The sequence below is a fragment of the Paenibacillus sp. GCM10027628 genome (assembly GCF_042676385.1).
Classification (GTDB): domain Bacteria; phylum Bacillota; class Bacilli; order Paenibacillales; family NBRC-103111; genus Paenibacillus_E.
In genome coordinates this window covers 121,276-144,939 of record NZ_JBHTHA010000044.1, presented here as the reverse complement: position 1 = coordinate 144,939, position 23,664 = coordinate 121,276, and the positions used below count along the sequence as shown (strand labels likewise).

At 48.3% G+C, this 23,664-nt stretch carries 22 protein-coding genes; 10 read left to right on the top strand and 12 right to left on the bottom strand.

Features of this window, described 5'->3' with window-relative positions; genetic code table 11:
- The 4 genes from ACFQZT_RS27895 to ilvB form a co-directional block, all read right to left on the bottom strand.
- On the bottom strand, positions 1-1,548 hold the full coding sequence (locus ACFQZT_RS27895; protein ID WP_379305489.1) for a 2-isopropylmalate synthase: 1,548 nt from the start codon (positions 1,546-1,548) through the stop codon (positions 1-3).
- A gap of 314 nt (positions 1,549-1,862) precedes the next feature.
- Entirely contained in the window at positions 1,863-2,855 is a 993-nt protein-coding gene (ilvC, locus tag ACFQZT_RS27890) for a ketol-acid reductoisomerase (protein WP_379305385.1), read from the bottom strand.
- A 158-nt stretch (positions 2,856-3,013) separates the two neighbouring features.
- Complete coding sequence (gene ilvN, locus ACFQZT_RS27885) at positions 3,014-3,502, bottom strand: acetolactate synthase small subunit (RefSeq protein ID WP_379305487.1); 489 nt, start codon at positions 3,500-3,502, stop codon at positions 3,014-3,016.
- Positions 3,502-5,247: a biosynthetic-type acetolactate synthase large subunit gene (gene ilvB, locus ACFQZT_RS27880; protein ID WP_379305383.1), complete on the bottom strand. Its 1,746-nt coding sequence runs from the start codon at positions 5,245-5,247 to the stop codon at positions 3,502-3,504. The genes ilvN and ilvB overlap by 1 nt, the downstream gene beginning before the upstream one ends.
- 515 nt (positions 5,248-5,762) lie before the next feature.
- On the opposite strand from ilvB, the gene ACFQZT_RS27875 reads away from it, so the two are divergent.
- From ACFQZT_RS27875 to ACFQZT_RS27865, 3 genes are read left to right on the top strand one after another with little or no spacing between them, the layout of a single operon-like run.
- Complete coding sequence (locus ACFQZT_RS27875; protein WP_379305381.1) at positions 5,763-7,295, top strand: spore germination protein; 1,533 nt, start codon at positions 5,763-5,765, stop codon at positions 7,293-7,295.
- Between the two features lie 20 nt (positions 7,296-7,315).
- Positions 7,316-8,545, top strand: a complete 1,230-nt coding sequence (locus ACFQZT_RS27870) for a Ger(x)C family spore germination protein (protein WP_379305379.1) — start codon at positions 7,316-7,318, stop codon at positions 8,543-8,545.
- 16 nt (positions 8,546-8,561) lie between these two features.
- On the top strand, positions 8,562-9,683 hold the full coding sequence (locus ACFQZT_RS27865; protein WP_379305377.1) for a GerAB/ArcD/ProY family transporter: 1,122 nt from the start codon (positions 8,562-8,564) through the stop codon (positions 9,681-9,683).
- Positions 9,684-9,740: 57 nt separating this feature from the next.
- On the opposite strand, the gene rplT is transcribed toward ACFQZT_RS27865, so the two are convergent.
- The 5 genes from rplT to ACFQZT_RS27840 all read right to left on the bottom strand — a co-directional run bounded on the left by rplT (position 9,741) and on the right by ACFQZT_RS27840 (position 13,920).
- Complete coding sequence (rplT, locus tag ACFQZT_RS27860; RefSeq protein ID WP_270877498.1) at positions 9,741-10,100, bottom strand: 50S ribosomal protein L20; 360 nt, start codon at positions 10,098-10,100, stop codon at positions 9,741-9,743.
- A gap of 45 nt (positions 10,101-10,145) precedes the next feature.
- Complete coding sequence (gene rpmI / locus ACFQZT_RS27855) at positions 10,146-10,346, bottom strand: 50S ribosomal protein L35 (RefSeq protein ID WP_379305374.1); 201 nt, start codon at positions 10,344-10,346, stop codon at positions 10,146-10,148.
- A 32-nt stretch (positions 10,347-10,378) separates the two neighbouring features.
- Positions 10,379-10,879, bottom strand: a complete 501-nt coding sequence (infC, locus tag ACFQZT_RS27850) for a translation initiation factor IF-3 (protein WP_379305372.1) — start codon at positions 10,877-10,879, stop codon at positions 10,379-10,381.
- Between the two features lie 293 nt (positions 10,880-11,172).
- Positions 11,173-12,405: a glycosyltransferase family 2 protein gene (locus ACFQZT_RS27845; RefSeq protein WP_379305371.1), complete on the bottom strand. Its 1,233-nt coding sequence runs from the start codon at positions 12,403-12,405 to the stop codon at positions 11,173-11,175.
- Between the two features lie 339 nt (positions 12,406-12,744).
- Positions 12,745-13,920, bottom strand: coding sequence for a glycosyltransferase family 4 protein (locus ACFQZT_RS27840; protein WP_379305369.1), 1,176 nt, complete (start codon positions 13,918-13,920; stop codon positions 12,745-12,747).
- 200 nt (positions 13,921-14,120) lie between these two features.
- On the opposite strand from ACFQZT_RS27840, the gene ACFQZT_RS27835 reads away from it, so the two are divergent.
- The 3 genes from ACFQZT_RS27835 (at position 14,121) to ACFQZT_RS27825 (ending at position 16,434) form a co-directional block, all read left to right on the top strand.
- Positions 14,121-14,648 carry a phosphatase PAP2 family protein gene (locus tag ACFQZT_RS27835; protein WP_379305367.1) on the top strand — a complete coding sequence of 176 codons (528 nt, stop codon included), beginning with the start codon at positions 14,121-14,123 and terminating at the stop codon, positions 14,646-14,648.
- Positions 14,649-14,655: 7 nt separating this feature from the next.
- The gene (locus ACFQZT_RS27830; RefSeq protein ID WP_379305365.1) at positions 14,656-15,783 is read left to right on the top strand and encodes an MGDG synthase family glycosyltransferase; all 1,128 of its coding nucleotides are present in this window, start codon (positions 14,656-14,658) and stop codon (positions 15,781-15,783) included.
- A 123-nt stretch (positions 15,784-15,906) separates the two neighbouring features.
- Positions 15,907-16,434, top strand: coding sequence for a hypothetical protein (locus ACFQZT_RS27825; protein ID WP_379305363.1), 528 nt, complete (start codon positions 15,907-15,909; stop codon positions 16,432-16,434).
- A gap of 61 nt (positions 16,435-16,495) precedes the next feature.
- Here ACFQZT_RS27825 and trmB read toward each other — a convergent pair whose 3' ends face one another.
- A complete protein-coding gene (gene trmB / locus ACFQZT_RS27820) occupies positions 16,496-17,236 on the bottom strand; it encodes a tRNA (guanosine(46)-N7)-methyltransferase TrmB (RefSeq protein WP_379305361.1) in 741 nt (246 codons plus the stop codon).
- A 165-nt stretch (positions 17,237-17,401) separates the two neighbouring features.
- Positions 17,402-18,037: a WGxxGxxG-CTERM domain-containing protein gene (locus ACFQZT_RS27815; RefSeq protein ID WP_379305359.1), complete on the bottom strand. Its 636-nt coding sequence runs from the start codon at positions 18,035-18,037 to the stop codon at positions 17,402-17,404.
- Between the two features lie 150 nt (positions 18,038-18,187).
- Between ACFQZT_RS27815 and mnmL the strand changes: the two genes are divergently transcribed.
- From mnmL to ACFQZT_RS27795, 4 genes are all read left to right on the top strand, one after another.
- On the top strand, positions 18,188-19,138 hold the full coding sequence (gene mnmL / locus ACFQZT_RS27810) for a tRNA modification radical SAM protein MnmL/YtqA (RefSeq protein WP_379305357.1): 951 nt from the start codon (positions 18,188-18,190) through the stop codon (positions 19,136-19,138).
- 210 nt (positions 19,139-19,348) lie between these two features.
- Positions 19,349-19,981, top strand: a complete 633-nt coding sequence (locus ACFQZT_RS27805; protein WP_379305355.1) for a c-type cytochrome — start codon at positions 19,349-19,351, stop codon at positions 19,979-19,981.
- A gap of 21 nt (positions 19,982-20,002) precedes the next feature.
- Positions 20,003-20,581: a tRNA 5-(aminomethyl)-2-thiouridylate-methyltransferase MnmM gene (mnmM, locus tag ACFQZT_RS27800; protein WP_379305353.1), complete on the top strand. Its 579-nt coding sequence runs from the start codon at positions 20,003-20,005 to the stop codon at positions 20,579-20,581.
- 89 nt (positions 20,582-20,670) lie between these two features.
- On the top strand, positions 20,671-21,636 hold the full coding sequence (locus tag ACFQZT_RS27795) for a type I phosphomannose isomerase catalytic subunit (RefSeq protein WP_379305351.1): 966 nt from the start codon (positions 20,671-20,673) through the stop codon (positions 21,634-21,636).
- Positions 21,637-22,071: 435 nt separating this feature from the next.
- On the opposite strand, the gene ACFQZT_RS27790 is transcribed toward ACFQZT_RS27795, so the two are convergent.
- Positions 22,072-23,571 carry an IMP dehydrogenase gene (locus tag ACFQZT_RS27790; protein ID WP_379305349.1) on the bottom strand — a complete coding sequence of 500 codons (1,500 nt, stop codon included), beginning with the start codon at positions 23,569-23,571 and terminating at the stop codon, positions 22,072-22,074.
- Positions 23,572-23,664 lie beyond the last annotated feature (93 nt).

Here is a 23,664-nt window from a genome sequence, read left to right as displayed (position 1 = left end):
CTAGATCAATGTAACGTTGCTTCGATTGCTTGTAGGTGTTTTTCGTTTGTCAATGAGTCTATTCACAGCGTCCAAATACGCTTTGGCGCTTGCTTCTAAGATGTCCGTAGAAATACCGCGCCCCTGTACAGAGACATCGTTCTGTTTCAGCACAACATGCACTTCGCCTAGTGCGTCTTTCCCGTGGGAAACCGACTTAATGGAGTAGTCATCCAGCTCGACGTCTTCCTTTGTCGCTTTATCGATCGCATTGTAAATGGCATCGACGGAGCCATTGCCTACTGCGCTTTCTGCGATTTCACCGCCATCCTGAAGGCGCACATGCACGGTAGCAGTAGGTGTCATCTGGTTACCGTATGCCACTTGAAGCGCACCAAGCGCGAATACTTCCGGCGTCTCGATCAGCTTCTCTTCGATCAGCGCGCGGATGTCTTCATCTTCGACCTGCTTCTTGCGGTCCGCCAAGTCTTTGAACTTGGCGAATGCGGCATTGACGGCCTCGTCGCTGAGCTCGTAGCCCAGGTCGATCAGCTTCTCCCGGAACGCATGACGTCCGGAGTGTTTGCCCATCACGAGCTTGCTCTCCTTGACCCCGATTGTCTCAGGGGAGATGATCTCGTAGGTCGTTTTCTCCTTGAGCATCCCATCCTGATGGATGCCGGACTCATGGGCGAACGCGTTTGCGCCGACGATCGCCTTATTGCCAGGCACCACCATGCCGGTCAGCTTGCTGACCAAACGGCTGGTGCGGTAGATCTCGCTCAGCACAAGCGATGTCTTCGCTTGGAAAAACTCCTGGCGCGTCTCCAGCGCCAGCGCGACTTCCTCGAGCGAGGTGTTGCCCGCCCGCTCGCCAATGCCGTTGATGGTGCCTTCGATTTGATCGGCACCATTGAGCACCGCTGCCAGCGCGTTCGCTGTCGCCATGCCGAGGTCGTCATGGCAGTGCGCGCTGAGCTGAATTTTCTCAATGTCGGGGACGGTGTCCTTCAGCATTTTGAAAATATTGCCGTAGTCGTACGGCGTCATATACCCGACAGTGTCCGGTATATTAACGACCGTTGCTCCGGCGTGAATGGCCATCGCGGTCACTTCCGCGATGAAATCCAGTTCGGTGCGTCCCGCGTCCTCCAGGGAGAACTCAATTTTGCTGAAATACTTTTTGGCGTATTTGATCGCCGCCTCAGCCGTTTCCAGCACTTGATGTTTCTCCATGCGCAGCTTATGCTGACGATGAATCGGGGACGTCGCCAGGAACAAATGGATGCAAGGATCTTGCGCGCCTTGCAAAGCTTCCCTAACCGCTTCAATATCGTTTTCTCTTGAGCGGGAAAGACCGATTACCGAAGCATTCTTGACCGCTCTGGCAACGGCGTTAACCCCGGCCAAGTCGCCTGGCGATGCCGCCGGGAAGCCGGCTTCCATCCGATCGATGCCCAGCTTCTCGAGTTGGAGCGCGATCTCCACCTTCTCCTGGACGTTCAGGTTCACACCCGGCGATTGTTCTCCGTCTCTCAGCGTCGTATCAAAGATGTAAATTTTACGCACCATGTCACCTCCTAAGAGCTTGTTTGATTCCGTTAAAGCTACGATGAAAAACCAGAAACCACTACCGTTCCGGTCTTCAGCATCCGCCTCCGATCACTGTTGAATTTGCATGCCTTGATTAGACTTGTTTGTAACCATGCAAATTCAAAGGTGAGCGCTTACGCTTCTCCGACAAATACTGAGCCCTCCACTAGGTTTTCCTTCGAAAGCTTTAAAAGTCATCGTATAAAGCTTTACTCGTCTTTATAGTATTCACAGGGAGTGGTCGGGTCAACCATGACCCGATCACTCCCTGTTATTTTACAAATCTATGATTACTTTTTGATCCAGTGCATCATTTCACGCAGTTGAGCGCCAACGACTTCGATTGGATGCTCAGCTTCGTTGCGGCGAGTTGCGTTCATGAACGCATTGTTGGATTGATTTTCCAAGATGAAGTCGCGAGCGAATTTACCTTGTTGGATATCGTTAAGAACTTCTTTCATTGCTTTTTTCGTTTCAGCTGTGATCACGCGAGGTCCAGTTACGTAGTCGCCGTACTCAGCTGTGTTGGAGATGGAGCTGCGCATGGAAGCCATGCCGCCTTCGTACATCATATCAACGATCAGTTTCAGCTCGTGCAAGCACTCGAAGTATGCCATTTCTGGAGCATAACCAGCTTCAACCAATGTTTCGAAACCTGCTTTAACCAGTGCTGTAGCACCGCCGCAAAGTACGGCTTGCTCACCGAACAGATCCGTTTCTGTTTCTTCACGGAAGGAAGTTTCAATAACCCCTGCGCGTGTACAACCGATACCTTTTGCATAAGCAAGTCCGATTGCTTTTGCGTTGCCGGTAGCGTCTTTCTCGATTGCGATCAGACCAGGAACGCCGAAGCCTTCCACATACGTACGGCGAACCATGTGACCTGGGGATTTAGGAGCTACCAGGAATACGTCTGTACCTTCTGGAGCTACGATTTGTCCGAAATGAATGTTGAAACCGTGGGAGAACATCAACGCTGCGCCTTTTTTCATGTTAGGTGCAATGGACTCACGATATACGCGAGCTTGCGTTTCATCCGGCATCAAGATTTGAATCACATCAGCGCGTCTTGCCGCTTCTTCAACAGTTACAACTTCGAAACCGTCGTTTTTAGCTGTGTTCCAGGAACGGCCTTCACGAAGACCGATAATGACATTCAATCCGCTATCACGCAAGTTTTGCGCTTGTGCGTGTCCTTGGGAACCATAACCAACAACTGCGATTGTTTTACCTTTCAATACTGCTAAGTCTGCATCTTTTTCATAATAAGTAGTAACTGCCATTTCGAATAAATCCTCCTTTGATATGATGAATCCGTATAATCTACCCCTTGAGTGGGTGTTTCAACGGTTTACCCTTTTCAAGCGCTAAAGAGTACACTGCTGAAAGCCCCACTCAAGGAGGCTTGCCTGCTTTTTCCTTGCCTTTAAAAAAAGCTCGCTTATCGTACAGAACCGCGAATCATCGCCGTAGCTCCTGTGCGGGAAAGCTCGCGAATGCCGTATGGACGAAGTAATTCTACCATAGCATCTATTTTATCTGAATCTCCTACAACTTGCACGATTAATGAATGAGGCCCGATATCAACAACAGCAGCACGGAATGTTTCCACGATGCCGAGGATCTCCGGACGCGCAGCTGGCTCCGCATTGACTTTAATGAGTGCAAGCTCTCTGGCAACCATTGGATTCGAACTCAAGTCAACGACTTTAATCACGTCGATCAACTTATACAACTGTTTGGAGATTTGCTCCAAGGTATTGTCGTCACCGGTAGTTACAATGACCATCCGGGAAAGTCCGAGTTCTTCGGACTCTCCAACCGTGATGCTTTCGATATTAAAGCCTCTGCGTCCGAACAAACCGGATACGCGCTGCAGGACACCAGGCTGATTGTTTACGAGTACGGATATTGTATGTTTCGTTATCATCATTCCGAATCCCCCATTAACATGTCGCTGATTGTGTCGCCCGCTTTAACCATTGGGAACACGTTCTCGCCTTTCGGTACGACGAAATCGATCACGACCGGTCCTGGCGTATCAAGCGCTTCCTGCCATACTCTTCTTGCTTCTTCCTTCGTTCTCGCTCGCAAGCCTTTCACGCCGTACGCTTCTGCCAGCTTCACGAAGTCCGGGCTGCCAGCCAGGTCGATGTGGCTATAGCGGTTGTCGTAGATGATTTCCTGCCACTGGCGAACCATGCCGAGCACCTGGTTGTTGATGATAACAACCTTCACCGGAATATTGTGAATCGCACAGATCGCAAGCTCTTGCGCACACATTTGAACGCCGCCGTCGCCATTGATGGATACGACGAGTTTATCCGGATTACCCATTTGCGCACCGATCGCGGACGGGAATCCGAAGCCCATCGTGCCCAGACCGCCGGAGGTCACCATAGAACGAGGATTTTTGAAACGGTAGAATTGAGCGGCCCACATTTGATGCTGTCCAACGTCTGTCGTTACAATCGCTTCGCCTTTGGTAGTCTCACTGATCATTTCTATAACGAATTGCGGTTTCAGTTCATTGTCAGAATCGTTATACTTCAACGGGAATTTCACTTTGTTGTCCTGAATTTCCGCAATCCAAGCTTCGCTCTTCGCAGGCTTCGCTTTGGTATTCGCGTACTCCAGAACGGCTTTCACATCGCCCACACAAGGGATATCCGTTTTGACGTTCTTGCCGATTTCAGCAGGATCGACGTCGATGTGCGCAATCTTCTTCACTTTCGGTGCAAAACCGTCAAGATTCATTGTCACGCGATCATCAAACCGAGAACCGATCGAGATCAGCAGATCCGCATTTTGAATCGCGGTGTTCGCCGAGTACGTTCCGTGCATCCCCGGCATTCCCATCCAAAGCTCATGGGCGCTTGGGAAGCCGCTTAGTCCGAGCAATGTTGTCGCAACCGGAATCCGCGTTTTGTTCACAAACTCAATCAATTCCTTGCCGGCATCGGCGTAAACGACACCGCCTCCAGCAATAATGACGGGACGCTCTGCCTCCTCGATCGCTTTGATCAGCTTGTCGACTTGGAGCTTGTTCGGTTGAACGGTTGGATTATAACCGCGAATGCTTACATCCGTGACCGGCTTGAACACCGTCTTCTTAGCGGAGACATCCTTAGGTATATCAATGAGAACCGGACCTTTACGACCGGAGTTCGCAATATGGAATGCCTCATGAATAATGCGCGGCAGATCCTCTACGTCTCGAACCAGATAGCTGTGTTTCGTAATCGGCATCGTGATGCCGGTAATGTCAGCCTCTTGGAAAGCGTCCGTACCGATAAAGGATGTTGCTACGTTTCCTGTAATGACAACCAAAGGAACGGAATCCATATAGGCTGTAGCAATTCCTGTGACGAGGTTTGTGGCCCCCGGTCCGGATGTTGCGATACATACGCCAACATTGCCAGTGGAGCGTGCATATCCGTCAGCAGCGTGAATGGCTCCTTGCTCATGTCTTGTCAGCAGATGGTTAAAATCCGAAAAACCATGCATCGCATCATAGATGTATAAAACAGCTCCGCCCGGATACCCAAAGACGCAGTCCACACCCTCCAGCAGCAAGCTTCTCAGCAAGATCTCAGATCCTGTAATCAGATCCGGCTGCTTCAGCTTTTCCATCAATTCTTCTTTTGACCGTTTTGGCTCAGTTTGAACATTCATTTGTGATCCTCCTCTCAAAAAGTCAGTCTCCTGTGAATTATCAATCTTCTTTAAGCAAATAAAAAACCCCTGTCATCCCTAACACGCACTTGACGTGTTAAACGGGACGAAAGGGGTTAGAGCTTCCGTGGTACCACCCAGATTTGTTACGCGCCTCACGGCACATAACCTTAGCAGGTATGTTCAATACGAACAATACCCTCAGCACGGTAACGTGTGCTATTCCGATTTTCCCTACTGCATTACGGCGCGCCGAATGTTTCAGGAAAACAGCTCCGAGGTGACTTCGTACACAAGGGGTTAAGGCGATGGTTGCAGCAAATCCAACGCTCTCTGAACATAACTGCCCTTATAACTTCTTCCTCTTCATAGCCGATTCGATAGTGTTGATCACCATATAGAATATGATTTAGAGATAATTATATGCATCCCCCGAGCAATAGTCAATAGTCTGACTGAATAAAACAAAAACAACCGAGAGAAGATAATACCAATTCAGGAAATGAGGGCTACTGATGAAACCGTCTCTGAAACCCGCTCTCCCTTTATCGCCGGATTTGAACGAGAACGTGAACATGATTCATTCACGACTCGGCGGCAGCCCCGACATCATCATCCGTTCCCTAGAGTTAAATCTTGCGCACGAACAATGCTCATTAGCTCTTGTTTTTATTGACGGTCTTGTCGACTCGGATGCCATCCAGGTTAACCTCATACAGCCTCTTCTGGCTGTTCAGGAGTCTAACTATGCCGCTGAACAGTTCGTCGGGATGCACGATGTGCTTCAGCAAATTGTCACCATAGGCGAATTAACAACCGTTAATCAAGACATGCTTCTGTTGGCCGCTGTATTGGATGGCAAAACTGCCATACTTATTGACGGTGTCGACGAAGCGCTAGTGGCCGGCACTTGCGGCTGGGAGAAACGTTCCATCGAAGAACCGCAGACACAGACCGTCATTCGAGGTCCAAAGGAAAGCTTCACTGAAGATATCAGGACCAATACCATGCTCCTGCGCAGAAAGATTAAATCCCCTGATCTTCGCTTCGAGACGTTGAAAATCGGCCGATATACCCAAACGGAGGTCATCGTCACTTACCTGGACGGTCTTGCGAACCAGCAGGTTCTCGATGAAGTCAAGCGCCGTCTGCAAAGCATAGATACCGATAGCATCCTGGAAAGCGCCTATATTGAAGAATTCATTGAAGATAAGATATATACACCCTTTCCGACATTAATGAACACAGAGCGACCTGATGCAGCTGCAGCCGGCATTTTGGAAGGGCAAGTGATCATTATTATCGACGGGACGCCTTTTGTATTGCTGGCCCCCGTATCCTTTTTCAAATTTCTGCAATCCAGCGAAGATTACTACCAGCGATACGATATCGCTTCTTTCGTGCGTTTGATCAGGTATGTATCCTTTCTTGTCTCGATGCTGCTGCCTGCCATGTATATTGCCATTACGACGTTTCATCACGAAATGCTTCCGACTACACTGCTCATCGGTCTTGCCGCTCAGCGTGAAGGGGTCCCGTTCCCCGCATTAGTCGAGGCTTTTTTGATGGAGGTAACTTTCGAGGTTTTAAGAGAGGCTGGTGTGCGAATGCCGCGAGTCGTAGGTCCCGCAATTTCAATCGTAGGAGCTCTCGTTCTTGGTCAAGCAGCAGTCCAAGCCGGACTCGTATCGGCCGCCATGGTTATCGTTGTTTCCTTTACAGCCATCTCGAACTTCGTGACTCCGGCAATTAATTTGGCGGTTGCTGCTCGCTTGATCCGCTTTTTGCTTATGCTCCTTGCCGGAACACTTGGCTTGTTCGGTATACTAGTGGGCTGTATGGCGATATTGATTCATATGGCTTCCATCAAATCGTTCGGTATTCCTTATCTGTCTCCGCTAGCTCCTTTTTTGAAACCGAATATTAAAGATATTTTTATCCGACTTCCCTGGTGGAAACTGAATACGCGCCCAATCATTCTTGCCAAAAATGTTCGCAGACAGCCCTCCGCCCCACATTCGGCGTCAGCCAAGAAAACGAAGCCATAGTAGCTGTGAAGGGGGATTCGATGCTTAATAAACATCACATTAAACTCAAGTGTTTATTTATTTTCTTGATCTGCCTTGTCACCACCGGGTGCTGGGATCGCGTCGAGCTCAACAAAATCGGGATTACCTCGGCAACTGCCGTTGACTGGGTGCAGGACCATTGGCGGGTCTCTTATCAGATCATCATTCCGCAATCGATATCCAGCCAAAATGTGGGAGGCGGTGCCAATCAACAGGCCCCTGTTATGGTGTTCTCTACAGATGGGGACACCATACAATCGGCCGTACAAAGAGCAAGCTTGGAGATGCCACGTACGCTCTTTTTTGCCCATAACCGAATTACTGTCATTGGCGAGGAAGCTGCCCGTAAAGGGATTACGCTTGTTATTGAAGATTATTTCAGGAATGCCGGATCACGAGAAACTGTGAGTATTCTTGTCAGCAGAGAGAGTGGAAGGAAAATCCTGGAGCAAATTGTGCCATTAGAAAAAATCCCGGGTGCAGCCGTACAGAATATGCTCCTCAACGAAGATAAGCAAGACTCCAATTTAAATCAGGTCATGGTTTACCAGCTTGCGATGGGCATGACCGGGGACTCCGGCTATACGGTTGTACCTGAAGTATTTATTTCAGGGAAAGGCCAGGAATCCAAATCCATCGAAATGTTAAAAAACACGGTGTTCAACACGAAATTAAAATTGGGACGTTTAGGTGTCTTCAAGAAGGATAAAATGATCGGATGGATGTCTGCACGGGACGGATATGGCATCAGTTGGATTACAAACCGGATTGACCAGTCCGTGTTATTCTTCCCTTGTTCACAGGAAAACAAAAGGTTTCAATCCGCAGTTCGCATCTTACATGCAAAAACCCGATTGGATCCTATTCAGCAGGACGGACGCTGGGTTATAAAAGCCCATGTGCACGCATCCGCACAGCTCATTGAGAACGGCTGCGGAATCGACGGTTCCAAGCCAGAGGGTCTTCGCGCATTAGAAAAACTCATTAATGATGAATTAGCCGCTTTGATGCAAACTTCGCTGCAATCCGCCAAAGAAATGAAAGCTGACGTATTCGGCTTTGCCAGTACCATTCACAAGAAGTATCCGAAGGCATGGAAGCAGATGAAAGAGGATTGGGACGAACAGTTTACGCAAACTTCTTTGGAGACCTTCATACAGGTCAAATTGGAACGTCTAGGCATGAGCACCAAACCCTTTGAAAAACTCATGCAAGGCAAGACTGACTAACCGGGGGTGAGGTCTTATGGAAGGAATCAGCAAATATCAGATTGCGGTAATGATCATCCTTTTCCAGATCGGAAGTACCCCATTATTCGCTTTGGGCAGTAAAGCCAAGCAAGACTCCTGGATCGCGATGTTTGTCGCAGCTGCTGCCGGCTTGCTCCTGGTCCTCATGTTCCTAAGCATTCAACGAAAAGCTCCCGACCATGATCTCATAGGCATTCTGCGAATTTGCTTCGGCAATGTTTGCGGCAACTTGCTTGGCGGATGTTTTGTCATCTATTTTGCTTATGAATCTATGCGAAACGTCCGTGATTTTGGAGAGATCACCACCATCACATTGCTATCCAGAACCCCCCAATTCATCATTATGCTTTTCGTTGTTTTATTAGCCGCTTACGCGATCGCCATGGGAATTGAAACTTTTTGCCGTGTGGTTGAAATCTTGACACCGATTGTCGCCGTAAGCTATATGACATTGATCATTCTGATTATTAGTTCCAAACTCCTCAGCGTTGATCGGCTTTTGCCTGTCTTAGAAAACGGTATCGCCCCGGTACTTAGGGCTGCTTTTCCCGATATTATATCTTTCCCCTATGGACAAATGGTCATATTTTTCATGATGTGGCGGCTGCTGAATGACAAGACCAGAATGCAGCATGTGACCATCGTCGCCTACATCAGCGTGGCGCTGTTTCTCATAGTCATGAACATGTTGAATGTCATGGTTTTGGGTCCTTCCTTACTCGGAAACAGCACCCTTCCCTTCTTGCAAACGGTTCAGTTAATTCAGGTGGGCGAAATCTTCGAACGACTGGATGTTTTCGTTACGCTTCTGCTGTTCCTGGGACTGTTCGTCAAAATGACTGCATTTTATTGGGCTGCAACGTATGCTGTTTCTCAGCTTGCAGGTTCAAAAAGCAAATTCCCCATTTTCTATATAGGCTCCGTCATATTCATTACTTCTTTCATAGAACCCAATTACACCTATCACGTTTGGCTGGGGCTCGAAGTAAGCGTGAAACTTTTCCCCATTTTTCAAATCCTCTTGCCTCTGGCAATGTTCATTGCAATGTTGTTCCGCAAGCCTCCTGCGACCGGAAACGATGAAGAGGCCCCGTCGATTGACCATGCCTCCGGTTAAACTAAAAGAAGCTTGCCCCATGATCGGGACAAGCTTCTAGCAAGGCGAAGCGGCTGCTTACGCGTTTACTTTTGCTTTTGCTGCTGTTGCCAAGTCGTTGAACGCTTTAGCGTCGTTCACAGCCAGGTCAGCCAAGATTTTGCGGTTGATGTCGATACCGGCCAATTTCAAGCCATGCATCAATTTGCTGTAGCTCAGGCCGTTTTGACGAGCGCCAGCGTTGATACGAGTGATCCACAGTCTGCGGAAGTTACGTTTCGTTTGACGACGGTCACGGTATGCATACAGCAAGGATTTCATCACTTGCTCTTTTGCTGTTTTAAATAAACGGTGTTTGGAACCGAAGTAACCCTTTGCCAGTTTCAAAATTTTCTTACGACGATGAGCGCGAACGAATCCGCCCTTGACTCTTGCCATTGTCAACTACCTCCTGAAATGTATGAATGATGTTCGTAATTTGAATTATTTGATGTTAGCCAGTTGTTGTTTCAGACGACGTACATCGCCAGGAGCCATAACCGGGTTTGTGGACAGTACGCGCTTCGTACGAGCGGACTTGTGGGACAACAAATGGTTTTTGCCTGATTTATATCTTTTCACTTTACCAGTGCCGGTAATTTTGAAACGATCTTTCAAGCTGCTGTGAGTTTTCATTTTTGGCATGTTGGTGTTCCTCCTAATTTAGTTAAATCCGCCTAAGTGGTAGCTTTTGGCGTTAAAATCATGATCATGCTTCTTCCCTCAAGCTTTGGAGCGCGCTCCATCGAGGAAATGTCAGCCGTTTCGGAAGCAAGGCGGTCCAGCACCTTCTTGCCGATTTCGGCATGCGCGATTTCGCGGCCGCGGAATCGCACGCTCGCCTTGACTTTATCCCCGTCGCCGAGGAATTTCACTGCGTTGCGAAGCTTCGTTTGGAAGTCATGCTCATCGATCGTCGCGCTGAGGCGAATCTCTTTGATATCCACGATCTTCTGATTTTTACGAGCTTCTTTTTCTTTCTTCTGCAACTCGTAACGGTACTTACCGTAATCCATGATGCGGCATACTGGCGGCTTCGCCGTCGGAGCTACATTCACCAAATCCAAGTTTGCTTCCATTGCAATTTGAAGAGCTTCACGAGTCAGCTTGATGCCGAGTTGTTCTCCGTCCGCCCCAATCAGGCGTACTTCCTTCACGCGAATCTCATCGTTGATCATATGGTCTTTGCTAATAACATTCCACCTCCAGAAAGTATGTAACTAATTTCCCCCAAAAGTGAAGAAAGCCTACGAAGCCTATTCCCATTACTTTTGGGGGAGCCCCCGATTAAAACAATAAAAAAGATGCGGGCGCTTATGGGCCCACATCTTCATCAAAACAGGTTTAAGCCAAACCTATTATACATGCATGATGATTCATTTCAGACCAGCCAACCGGTGTCGGACAGGTGAGAAGCGGGCGCCTCTGCTTTTACTTGAAATACTATATCACTTCGTTTGAGGAAAGTCAACTAGCTTGCTTGCTTTTTCATTTCGTCTAAGCGAATAACACGCGTATGTTCGGTATGACTCCATTGCTTGTTATTTTGCGTGAAGAACGCATAAAACGTGATTGGCCACCAGGATACCATAAAGATCGGATACAGAATCAGATACTTATAAACTTTCCAAGGGGCTTTCTCAACGAACATCGAAATCGGCAGCAAAATATAAATCGCAACGCTGATCGTGTTGAAGAAAACAGGGTTGATATCCGCCAGCATCGGCGCATCCGCCCAGCCCGGCGTAATGGATTTGATCCAAAGCAGCACGCTGATAATCGCGCCGAAAAAGAAGTTGTATACGTTAGCCGAATAAACTGCGGCGTCAATCTTAGTCCAGCTGCCTTCTTTAATCCCTTGCCACAGCAGCGGGAAGAAATAACGTTTGGCGACGTCAAAATGCCCTTGCATCCAGCGCAAACGCTGTTTGGCAGACGCTTTGAATGTCAGTGGTTTCTCATCGTAAACAATAGCCTCGTAATTGTACGTAGGTCGAATACCCATTTTGATGCAGCGCATGGAGAATTCAAGGTCTTCTACCAGGCTCGTTGCACCCCAGCCGATTTGCTTCAGCAAGCCGGCCTCGAAACACATGCCGGTCCCGCCCAAGTAATTGGCCAGTCCCAGGTTCGTGCGGGGCATTTGCCAAAAGCGGTTCGCAAAGTAGTATGAAATCGCATAGGACCCTGTAACCCAAGAGTCGTTCGGGTTCTTGCTGTCCAGATAGGCTTGAATCACTCTGGATCCTGAGCATAAGTCATTATTCATGTGAATCAGATAATCCGGGCTTGCCAGGTTGTCAGCGTCGAACATGACGACTGCGTCATATTGGCGCTCACGCTTCCAGAGCTCCTTAAGCATCCATTCGATCGCATACCCTTTCCCTCTCAGGTTCGGGTTATGCCGTTCCATCGCATAAACGCCATGGCTGCGGGTAATGTCTGCCGTACGGTCGGTGCAATTATCGCAAATAACGAAAATATCATATAGCTCTTTAGGATAGTCGAGTGCTTTCAAGTTTTCGATCAGCGCGCCAACGACTTGCTCTTCGTTGTGAGCGGCCACGAGAACCGCAAATGATTTTTGAGGCGTGAAATGCTTCTTGTTTTTTGGACGGTACCATCCGAAAAAAGTCAAAAACAATTGATACGCTCCAACCAATGCCAATCCGACTTGAAAGGTAAGCATAACGTTGTCCAGCATGAAGCAAAAATCCCCCTTTTTGTTTAATGCGCCCGAGCTCTCTTTTTGTATGCTTCTGCGCAATATGTAACAGGTGAATAACCGTTCTTGATTTTCCTCTCTTTCCCCCGATTTGTCAAAGTCTACAAAATCCGAAAATAAGCCAGTTATTTCAGGTTTACGGGGAATGCAGAAAGATCAGGCAGCATGTGCTCGAAATCAGATCGTTACAGTCCTGTTTTCATCGTTTTTCATTTTATTGTGCACCAAATGTTCACGATTTAGACGAACAAGCGGAGCACGGGGTTTATTATAATCCACATCATCCGTGAAAGACAACTTTTGCGTGAATCGGCTATCTCATCGAATCATTCGTGCAGAATCCGTTCGTAAGGCACTAACATTTCCTCTATCGCTTACCTCTTCATAGCTAGCATATAGGTTATTAAAAATTTGTTCCCACGACTGGCGAAGCGCGTAGCCCCTCCCTGCCCTCGCTATCGATCGACGGGTTTCGTCCTCTCCATACAACCTTTTAACCGCGTCGACAAATGCCGACACATCGCCCGGCGGGCATAACAATCCGGTTACTTCATGCTCAATGGTGTCATTCACGCCACCCGCTGCTGCTCCAATCACGGCTGTGCCTGCAGCCATCGACTCCAGTACGACATTCCCGAACGTCTCCGTCGCAGAAGGAAAAATGAAGACATCGGCTGCCGCGTACAGATCAGCCAGCGCTTTTCCCTGAACAAATCCCGGGAAGGTCATTTCGGCGTGCTCTTTATACAATTCGCGAAAAGAAGCTGCAGAAGGTCCGTCACCGGCAATAATCAGGTGAGCGCTGCTGCGAATCACTTCGGGCAAAGCCTTGAAAGTCTCTATGGCGACTTCGACACTTTTTTCCGGTGCCAGCCTGCCCACGTAGAGCATAACAAACTTGGAAGGGTCTACGCCGTAGGAAGCAAGCACCTCCTGGCGATTCACATCCGGGTGAAAACGTTCGGCATCGACACCGCGGCTCCAAATTTCCAGATTGCGCAACCCTTTGGCTTCCAGATGCTGCATAGTAGACTCAGACGGCACATACACTTTGCTGCAGCTTTGATGAAACCACTGCATGTACTTCCAAAGTGTGGGCTCTACCCAAGGAATTTTATAATGGCTTAAGTACTGGTCAAAATGGGTGTGGTAAGAAGCTACGAAGGGAGTGCCATGCTTGCGTGCATAATACAAACCAAAGAGTCCTAGGTTAAATGGGGTCGCACAATGAATGATAGTGGGCTCGAAAGCGTGAAGCGATTTACGAAGATAGAGGGGATTTGGGATAGCTAAGCGACATTCGGGATACAATAAAAAGGGAATACTGTAAAATCGCTCCACGCGAAACGGATCCGGGTCTTCAGTCATACTTGCAGGAGCAAAGACCTTGCATTCGGCGCCTCGGGATTCTAGGTACCGTGTCCATCTGCCGAGCGTTTTCGCCACACCGTTTACATCCGGAAGAAACGTATCCGTAAATAAGGCAACTCTCATGCTCATCAGCCCCTTTTTCCTTCGATTCCCTTATTCCCTATCATGCTAGCATGAGATTGTTAACGTCATATCATAGTAAAGTTAAATTATAGTTTCGAAAAATTTGTTACAGCGTTAATCTTCTTTTAATAAACACTATCTACAATGGATTTAGAAGCAAAATGAAGAACGTTAAAGCAAAACTCTAAGGAGGCCTACTCATGAGCAGAGTCGTCCATTGGCTTCAACATCATGAAACTCGAATGTTCTGCTTTGTGAATCAGCGTATACAGCACTCATTCCTCGATCATCTTTTTTCAAAAATAACGCATTTAGGCGGAGCGACGGCAACAATCGTCATCTCTCTATGCATGGCTTTATTCAGCCAAGGTCCCTTGCATATAGCGGGCATACAAGCGTTAATAGCTTTAACGATCAGTCATATTCCCGTAGCTATTATTAAAAAGAAGTATCCGCGGCTTCGACCTTATCTCGTCCTTCCACAGACGATTATTTGTAAAAATCCACTGACCGATCACTCATTTCCATCCGGTCATACGACAGCTATCTTTTCCATTATTATTCCTTTTGTGGCGGCGATGCCGATTCTAGGACTCATTCTTATTCCAATAGCTCTTCTTGTGGGATTATCGCGCATTTACTTAGGGTTGCATTATCCTTCCGACTGCCTGGCGGGCTGTCTCATCGGAACGACTGCGGCTCTGGCGACTGTAGCTATATGGGGGTAATAGAAAAATGGACGTCTCGCTCGGCAAAAAACGGGTTCTTATTTTATCTGAAGGCTTTGGAGCCGGTCATACGCAGGCCGCCCATGCCTTGTCGGTTTCTTTAGAGCAGCGCAGCTCTACGATCGAGACACGGGTTCTTGAGCTTGGCGCTTTCCTCCATCCGACACTGGCGCCATGGATTTTCCATGCCTATAAGAAAACGGTAACCTCGCAGCCGAAACTGTACGGAAAGCTGTACCGCTCCCAGTATAAGAAATCATTGAACCGGCTGACGCAGCTGGCGCTCCATCGTATTTTCTATGCGCAGACGGCCGCGATCATCCAGCAATGGGCGCCGCAGGCCATCGTCTGCACCCATCCTTTTCCGAGTGTCGTTGTTTCCCGCCTGAAAAGGGCCGGCCTAAGCACTCCCCTCTGCACCGTTATCACCGATTATGACGCCCACGGCACTTGGGTAAGCGAAGAAGTCAATAAGTATTTGGTCTCTACGGAAGATGTGAAAAATAAGCTCCTCGTTCGGGGCGTTGCCCCGGCTCAAGTCGAAATAACGGGAATCCCGGTGCATCCAAGTTTTCGTGAAGCGTACGATAAATCAATCATTCGACAAGAATTTCAGTTGAAACAGGTACCAACGGTGCTCGTAATGGGCGGCGGCTGGGGATTAATCGGAGGCGATTCGCTAAGCGCGCATTTGATGGAATGGAGAGACAAAGTTCAGTTCTTGTTCTGTTTAGGCAGCAATGAGAAAGCATTAACGAAGCTCTCAACAGATCCCCGATACCAGCATCCGAATGTACGGCTGTTTGGTTTCACCCATGAAATCGGCAAACTGATGGAGGTCTCCGATCTGCTTGTTACGAAACCGGGGGGCATGACCTGCTCAGAAGGGTTGGCCAAATCCATCCCCATGTTGTTCTACGATCCGATTCCCGGCCAAGAGGAAGAGAATCTGCACTATTTTACGCAGCACGGGTTCGGAGAGCCGATTCGCTCATCCGATACGATCAAGACCTGGCTCTCCATGCTGGTTGACCGATATGATGATGTAGAAGCGAGGCGCGCTTCCATCTCACGCAAGATAAGAAATTTGGCTTCGGCGGACTGTTCGAATGTGATTATGCAGCTGCTGGGGTGAATAATTCGTATTTAGTCCCTTTCATAACAATGAAATAGGGGCTTTTTTTCATGCAATCATCCATACCTTTCCTTCTCTCATGCATATGATAGATTAATAGACTAAGGAAAGGATCATGTACAGATGGCAAATAAATATGTAAATTCAAAAGATTTGAAAGAAATTAAGAAATGGATTCAAAAATTAAAGGCAAAAAAACAGGAAGTTGATAAGGGTAATAAAAGAAAAATGGCCCGGTCCAATTTAAACCTGCCTTACAAAGAAATTAGTGCAGGTGCGCATAGAATTGTTTATGACATCAAAGATGGTTTCGTATTAAAAGTAGCTATTTCGAAAAAAGGAATCCAATGTAACGAATTTGAAGCCAAGTTATACAAAAAAGTAAAATCCTCTCTCAAATCGCATCTTGCAGAAGTGAAGGACCATGGATTCGGCTGGATTATTATGGAGAAAATCAAAGATGAAGTTTCTGATAATAAGAAAAATAAGAATAAACTGCTGAAAATTCATAAAAACTTTTCTAAAGCGGGAGTAAAAGCTGGTGACATCATCCGCAAAGATAATAAACAGCCTCAATGGAGTAATATCCGTTACCGAAAGAAAGATAAATCCATTATCGTTATCGATTATGGCAATTTTAAATACCAATAATTGTAAAAATAAAGACCACTGGCGCACCCGTCCAGTGGTCGATTTATGCAGGCGATCATGATTACTCTTTGCTTAGTTGATCCAAATGTGCTGCAAGCGCCTGTTCGCCTATCACAACTTCACAGCGATGAATATTCATGCCTTTGCTTGCGAATTTAGTTTCATATTCGGTCATTACATGATCGGGATGGAACCCTTCTGCATGCAAGTTCAATGAAATATTACGCATTCTCAGGCCCATATCGGCGAATGAATTCAGCGAGAATTCAAACAAGGATTGAGAATCGGTTTTCAAATGGATTTCGCCATTGGTGTTAAGAATTTGTTGATATTTAGCAACAAAACCCGGATGTGTCAATCTTCTGCGGGCGTGCTTTTTTTTCGGCCAAGGATCGCTGAAATTCAAATAAATGCGCTCTAACTCGCCCTCGGCGAAAGCTTCTTCAATTTGTTCGATATTAAAGAGCATGAGCCGTAAGTTCGGAATACCGGTGATTGCTGTTTCTTCATCGTTTTCCTGCTCGGCCGTCTCGGATTCGATGCCATGTGCTAATTTGGCTTTTTCGCTCGCTTTGCGAATCAGTTCATCATACATATCAACGCCAATGAAATTAATATCTGGATATTTACGACTCATCTCACTGATGAAACGTCCTTTTCCCATACCTAGTTCAGCGTGAATAGGCTTATCATTGCCAAATAATTGAGCCCATTTGCCCTTATGGTCCCGGGCATTTAAGACGACGAGCTCCTTCTGGCGCTCGATATCTTCCCGAATCCCTTTTCTTCCCCGTAAACGCATCTATATGGCCTCCTAAGAGTTGTTCTGCAAGATAACCAGCATCACAAGCTATCGATTACAAATCATAGACGATTCCAGGGAAAAAATCAAAGGAAATTATGAGTGGAATATAGTAGCACGAGCAAAACGCCCTCCACATTTGGAAGGCGTTTCAAAGATATCTGCTTATTTGTAATCTTCTCTTGTTCGATTACCCCCGCGCAATCCAGCAAGACCCAACAATCCGACAAGACCAAGCCATCCCCAGTCCATCGTTCTTGTTGTTGCAGGTGTAGTGGCATAGGTCCGGTAGGAGGAAGTATCATAATTGCCTCTTGTCGTTGCGCCTGTCGTACTCATACGGTCCATCATATTGTTGCTGTAGCCTTTAATCTGATCCCTCACGCCCGTAGTTGGCGTTGGCGATGGACTTGCCGTACTTGTGCCTGTGTACGTACTAGTTCCGCTCAACGTGCCCGTTCCAGTAAGAGCTGAGTTATATCCGGTACCGGTCGTTGCATCGTAGTTATTTCCCGTATAAGTCGAAGGTGTCGTAGCCCCTGCTCCCCATGTTGTTCCTGTGGTGCCTGTGGTACCCGTAGTGCCCATAGTGCCTGTACCCGAAGCTGCACTTGTTCCGTAAGTACCTGCAGTGCCCAAACTGCTTGTGGTTCCCGTCCCCGTACTCGTTGTTCCTGTGTAACTGCTCATTCCCGTGGTGCCGGTTGTCGTGCTTGCGGTATTAGCATGTGCACCAACCGCACTCAAACCCAATGCTGCAGTTAAAGCAACTGTTAACGTTACGGTACGAAGCCTTTTCATGGAATGAAATCCCCTCTCACGTTGTAGTGGTGATGCAACGTTATGATGCTCCTTGAAGCCGCGTTTTATCGGGGTACTTGTTGGAAAGGCAGGGGTCGCTTTCATGAATGATTTTCGTTACAATAGGTTAGGAAAGGAGCACGATTCAATATGAATACTTTGATTCAGGAATCTCCTTTGTTATGGGGAGATAAACGTTTCCATACATGGAATTATGAAATGCGCGAGATGTTTGGTGAAAAGGTGTTTAAAGTCATGCTGGATGCTGGCTTTACCTGTCCGAACAGGGACGGCAACATCGCGACTGGAGGCTGCACCTTCTGCAGCGCGCGCGGATCTGGCGACTTCGCGGGAAGCCGTCGCGACGATCTCGTGACACAGTTCAATAAAATCCGCGATTTACAGCACCATAAATGGCCCGAAGCCAAGTATATCGGCTATTTCCAGGCTTATACGAACACCTATGCGCCGGTCGAAGAATTGCGGGAATATTATGAAGTCATTTTACAGCAGCCGGGCGTAGTTGGTTTATCCATTGCAACTAGACCGGATTGTTTGCCGGATGATGTCATCGAATATTTGGCGGAATTGAATCAACGCACCTATTTATGGGTCGAAATGGGACTGCAAACCGTCCATGAATCAACCTCACAGTTGATTAATCGCGCTCATGATACGCAGTGCTATTTGGACGCAGTCGCCAAACTTAGAAAACATAATATTCGTACCTGCGCTCACATTATTTACGGCCTGCCGGGAGAAACGCATGAAATGATGTTGGATACCGGACGCGCAGTGGCCCAAATGGATGTACAGGGCATCAAAATTCATTTGCTTCATTTAATGCGCAAAACGCCTATGGTGAAACAATATGAAGCCGGTCTGCTGCGTTTCCTTGAAAAGGATGAGTACGTGAACCTCGTCGTCGACACCCTTGAGATTTTGCCTCCGGAGATGATCGTGCACCGTCTCACCGGCGATGCGCCGCGCGACTTGCTGATCGGCCCCATGTGGAGCCTCAAAAAGTGGGAAGTTCTCAATGCCTTCGACGCGGAGCTTACGCGCAGAAACTCATGGCAAGGAAAACATTGGAACGGATAGAAAACCAAAATGGATAAAACTTCGTTTCCTTTAAGTAGAACGCTTAAAATGTGTGTTTAAAAAGTCCGCTTTCAGAACCGAGAAGACTGGACGTAATGCGGAGAAGGATGAACGTAGAGATTTGCTACGTGCGTACCGGACTTCCCGTATTCGTTCAAGATTCGATGTCGTAGTGGATTTTTTAAACATCCTCTAAAGGAGATGAACGTGATGAACAAAGGGATGCTTGGATTGGTATGTGGGATTTTGGTGCTGGCCGCGACGGGGTGCAGCGGATCTTCGCCGTCGGCGTTGCAGACGGCGGTTGCCGTTGAGACGCCGTCACCGGCAGCGACGGCGGTTGTGACAGCGACGCCAACTCCGGCGGCGTCGGCTGTGTCAACGGCGACGGCAACCCCGTCGCCGCAAGCAAGCCCGGCAGCGGCCGCGGAGAAGCCTACGGCGACTCCGCAGCCTAAGGCTGCCGCAACCGCTGCGGCGGCAAGCGCAGCGCCGGCGGAAAAGCCCGCGGCGGAGGCGAAGCCGACGCCGGCGCAGGCACCTACACCAGCGCCGGCAAGCGCGGCGCCCTCTTCCACGCCTGCGGCTACGCAGCAGGCTGCAGCCGCTGCAAGCACCGGCGCTCAGGCGGAGGTGCTGTACAAAGACAACTGCTTGGTTTGCCACGGGGAAGGTTTGAAGGGTGATTTTGGCCCGAACCTCACCAAAGTCGGTTCGCGGAAAAACAAGGATCAAATCATCACGCAAATCATGAAGGGCAAAGGCGATATGCCGGGTTTTGGCGACTCGCTGAAACCTGCAGAGGTAGAAGCATTGGCCGCATGGCTTGCTGCCAAGAAATAAACATTTGGAGATAAAATTCATATGGGATTTGTATCGGTATTGAGCTTTGCTCATCAATTAATCAGCGGGCGGGCACAGCCCGGAGACACGGTTATCGACGCTACACTCGGGAACGGCGTCGATGCCTTGTTTTTAGCCAAACTGGTCGGCGGCCGCGGCCATGTATACGGCTTTGACATCCAGCAGCAAGCGCTGGATCAAACAGAGATGCGTCTAAGGAAGGAGCTTCCTGACGCATCTTCTTTTGTGCACATGAGCTTGTGCAGCCATGAGCGCATGGAGTCGATCTTGCCGACGGATCGGCATGGCCGAGTAGCCGCCGTCACGTTCAACCTTGGCTATCTGCCCGGCGCCGATCAGCAAACGATCACCAAGCAGGAATCGACGATTCCTGCTTTGGAGGCCGCTCTTCGCCTGCTGCGCAAAGGCGGTATTGTGACTATCGTGCTGTACAGCGGGCACGAGGGCGGATCACAGGAAGCGGCCGCCGTCGAAGACTGGGCGCGCGGGCTGCCTCTCGCCGCCTTTCAGGTGCTGCGCTACCAAATGGTCAACACCAGCCAGCAAGCGCCGTATCTCCTCGCTGTAGAAAAAAGATAGACGCATGATATAATGCTAGAGAGACTGTCCAGAGAGAGACATGCATAAGCAATGATCTGTAGGAGAACTTAAAGAAAGTAGGGAGAGCTTTGAAATCATACCCGCTTCAATTTCAACCAGAAATGAAAGAACGCGTTTGGGGAGGCAGAGCCCTGGAGAAGTTCGGCTTCCAACTTCCGGAAGGCGCCATCGGCGAAGGCTGGATGATCGGTGACCATCCTAACGGAACAACCAAAGTGATCAACGGCGAATTAGCAGGTTTAGGTCTTGACGAAATCCGTGAAAAATACGGCAGCACGCTGTTCGGCACGAAAGGCTTTTCCGAGAAAAACGGCCGCTTTCCGCTGCTGATTAAGCTGCTCGATTGCGAAGACGATCTCTCGGTGCAAGTGCATCCGAACGATCATTACGAAAACTTGGCTCCCGGAGAGCTCGGCAAAACGGAGATGTGGTACATCCTTGACGCCAAGCCCGGTGCAAAAATTATATACGGCATGAAAGACGGCGTGACCCGTGAGAGCTTGGCGCAAGCCATTGCTGAGGATCGCATTCTGGACTGCCTGCAAGAAGTACCCGTAGAAGCTGGAGATTCCTTTTACATACCGGCAGGAACGGTACACGCCTTAGGTGCGGGCGTTCTTGTTGCTGAAATTCAACAAAACTCGGATACGACTTACCGATTATACGATTACAACCGCCCGGGATTGGATGGCAAGCCGCGGGAGCTCCATATCGAGGACTCTTTGAATGTCATCGCTTATGAAGGCTCCGGCTCCACCAGTATGAAAACGGATTTGAACGAAACAGGCACATGGCTGACTCTAGCCCAATCTCCATTCTTTACGGTAGAAAAAGGGCTCGTAGGTCCGAAATGGGAACTCAGCACGACTCCGGATAGCTTCGTCATCCTGGTTGTTGCGGGCGGAATTGGAACGCTGGAATGGGCGGATGGCAGCATTTCCACCAAGCCTGGCGATTGTTTCCTGCTTCCGGCTAATCTCGGCACCTATTCGCTTGAAGGCAAAATGACTGTCATTCGCAGCTATTTGCCATAACACTATTCCTTCATCATCTGAATCTCTTCGGCATCAATCAATCGTCATAGATTTCATGAGCATAGATTTCATCAGCATAGATCTCATCGGCACAAATCTCATCGGCATGAAAGCTTTTAGCCTATTCTCATCCATTTTAAGAACAAATGTCCTTAATAGAGAATAAATTGACTCTAATTTTTTGAAAAATAGTACCTACGGACTTCGAACGAACAAATGACTCTATTTTAGGAACAACGTTCCTTAATTAGAGTCAATCGTTCGCTAACCCTATCATTTCGGCATCCAACCTCACATATAGCGTCCCAAGAGTTCCTTATTTAGGACCAGCGGGCTTTATCTAAGAGGAACCGCATAAGAGGACACAAAAAAAGGCACTCCTTATAGTCATTATTCAAAATGACAAAAGGGTGCCTCTTATGTGTGTTGCTCTTTCTATTCTTCCGACAAGCTGCTTTCCTTCAATATCACATCATGCGCTCCGCCCTCGACAAGGCTGGTCGCGGAAACGAGGGTAATTCTCGCTTTGCGCTTTAGCTCCTCTATGCTCAACGAGCCGCAATTGCACATCGTGGATTTGATTTTGCCGATCGTTTTGTCCAGATTCTCCTGCAGACTGCCCGCGTACGGTACGTAAGAGTCAACGCCTTCCTCGAACAAAAGCTTGCTCTTCCCTCCTGTATCGTAACGCTGCCAGTTGCGCGCCCGGTTCGAGCCTTCGCCCCAGTACTCTTTCACGAAGTTGTTGCCTACTTTCAGCTTTCGAGTCGGGCTTTCGTCAAAACGAGCAAAATATCTGCCCAGCATGACAAAGTCGGCGCCCATCGATAAAGCCAATGTAATATGGTAGTCATGCACGATACCACCATCAGAACAAATCGGAATATAAGTTCCTGTTTCCTTAAAGTATTGGTCCCGGGCTTCAACGACTTCCATAAGCGCGGATGCTTGTCCGCGGCCGATGCCCTTTTGTTCCCGTGTGATGCAGATGGAACCGCCGCCGATGCCTACCTTCACGAAATCTGCGCCAGATTCGACCAAGTAGAGGAAGCCCTCGCGGTCGACAACGTTACCTGCCCCGATTTTCACATCGAAATTGGCTTTCACATACGCCACGGTTTCGCGCTGCCACTCGCTGTATCCGTCGGAAGAATCGATGACCAGAATATCCACGCCGGCCTCAACTAGCGCAGGTACGCGCTCTTTGTAATCTTTCGTGTTAATTCCCGCACCGACGATATAGCTTTTGTTCGCATCTAGCAACTCTAGCGGATTTTCTTTATGTTCATCATAATCTTTGCGGAAAACGAGATATTCCAATTGCTGCTGCTCGCCTACGATCGGCAGGCAATTGAGTTTATGATCCCAGATTAAGTTGTTCGCTTCCGAAAGTGTGATCCCCGATTTCCCGTAAATAAGCTTCTCAAACGGTGTCATAAATTGATGAATGGGACGATCCAGCGGATCCCGGCTTTTCCGGTAATCGCGGCCTGTAACAATGCCCAGCAGCTTGCCGTTCGCTGTTCCATCGTCGGTAATCGCTACAGTGGAATGGCCTGTCTGTTCCTTCAAGTCTAGAACATCGCTAAGGGTATGATCCGGAGTCAAGTTCGAACGGCTGATGACGAATCCCGCCTTATAACCTTTGACTTTCCGTACCATGCGAGCTTCTTCTTCAATGGATTGGGAGCCATAAATAAAAGAAATCCCCCCGCAACGCGCCAAAGCAATCGCCATACCATCGTCGGATACAGCTTGCATGACAGCAGAGGAAAAAGGGATGTTCAAAGAAATGGGCGGTTCCTCGCCTTTATTAAATTTGACAAGCGGTGTTTTCAAATTGACATTTGCCGGCGTGCAATCCTTCGTCGTTAGATTGGGAATCAACAAAAACTCACTAAACGTCCGGGACGGTTCCAAATAATACGTGGCCACTTTAAGATTTCCTCCTAATTTTCATTTTGGTCCCCCGCAAAGTAATATACTCCAGAGCTTGGCGTCACTTTGCGGGGGATTGCGGGATCTTTG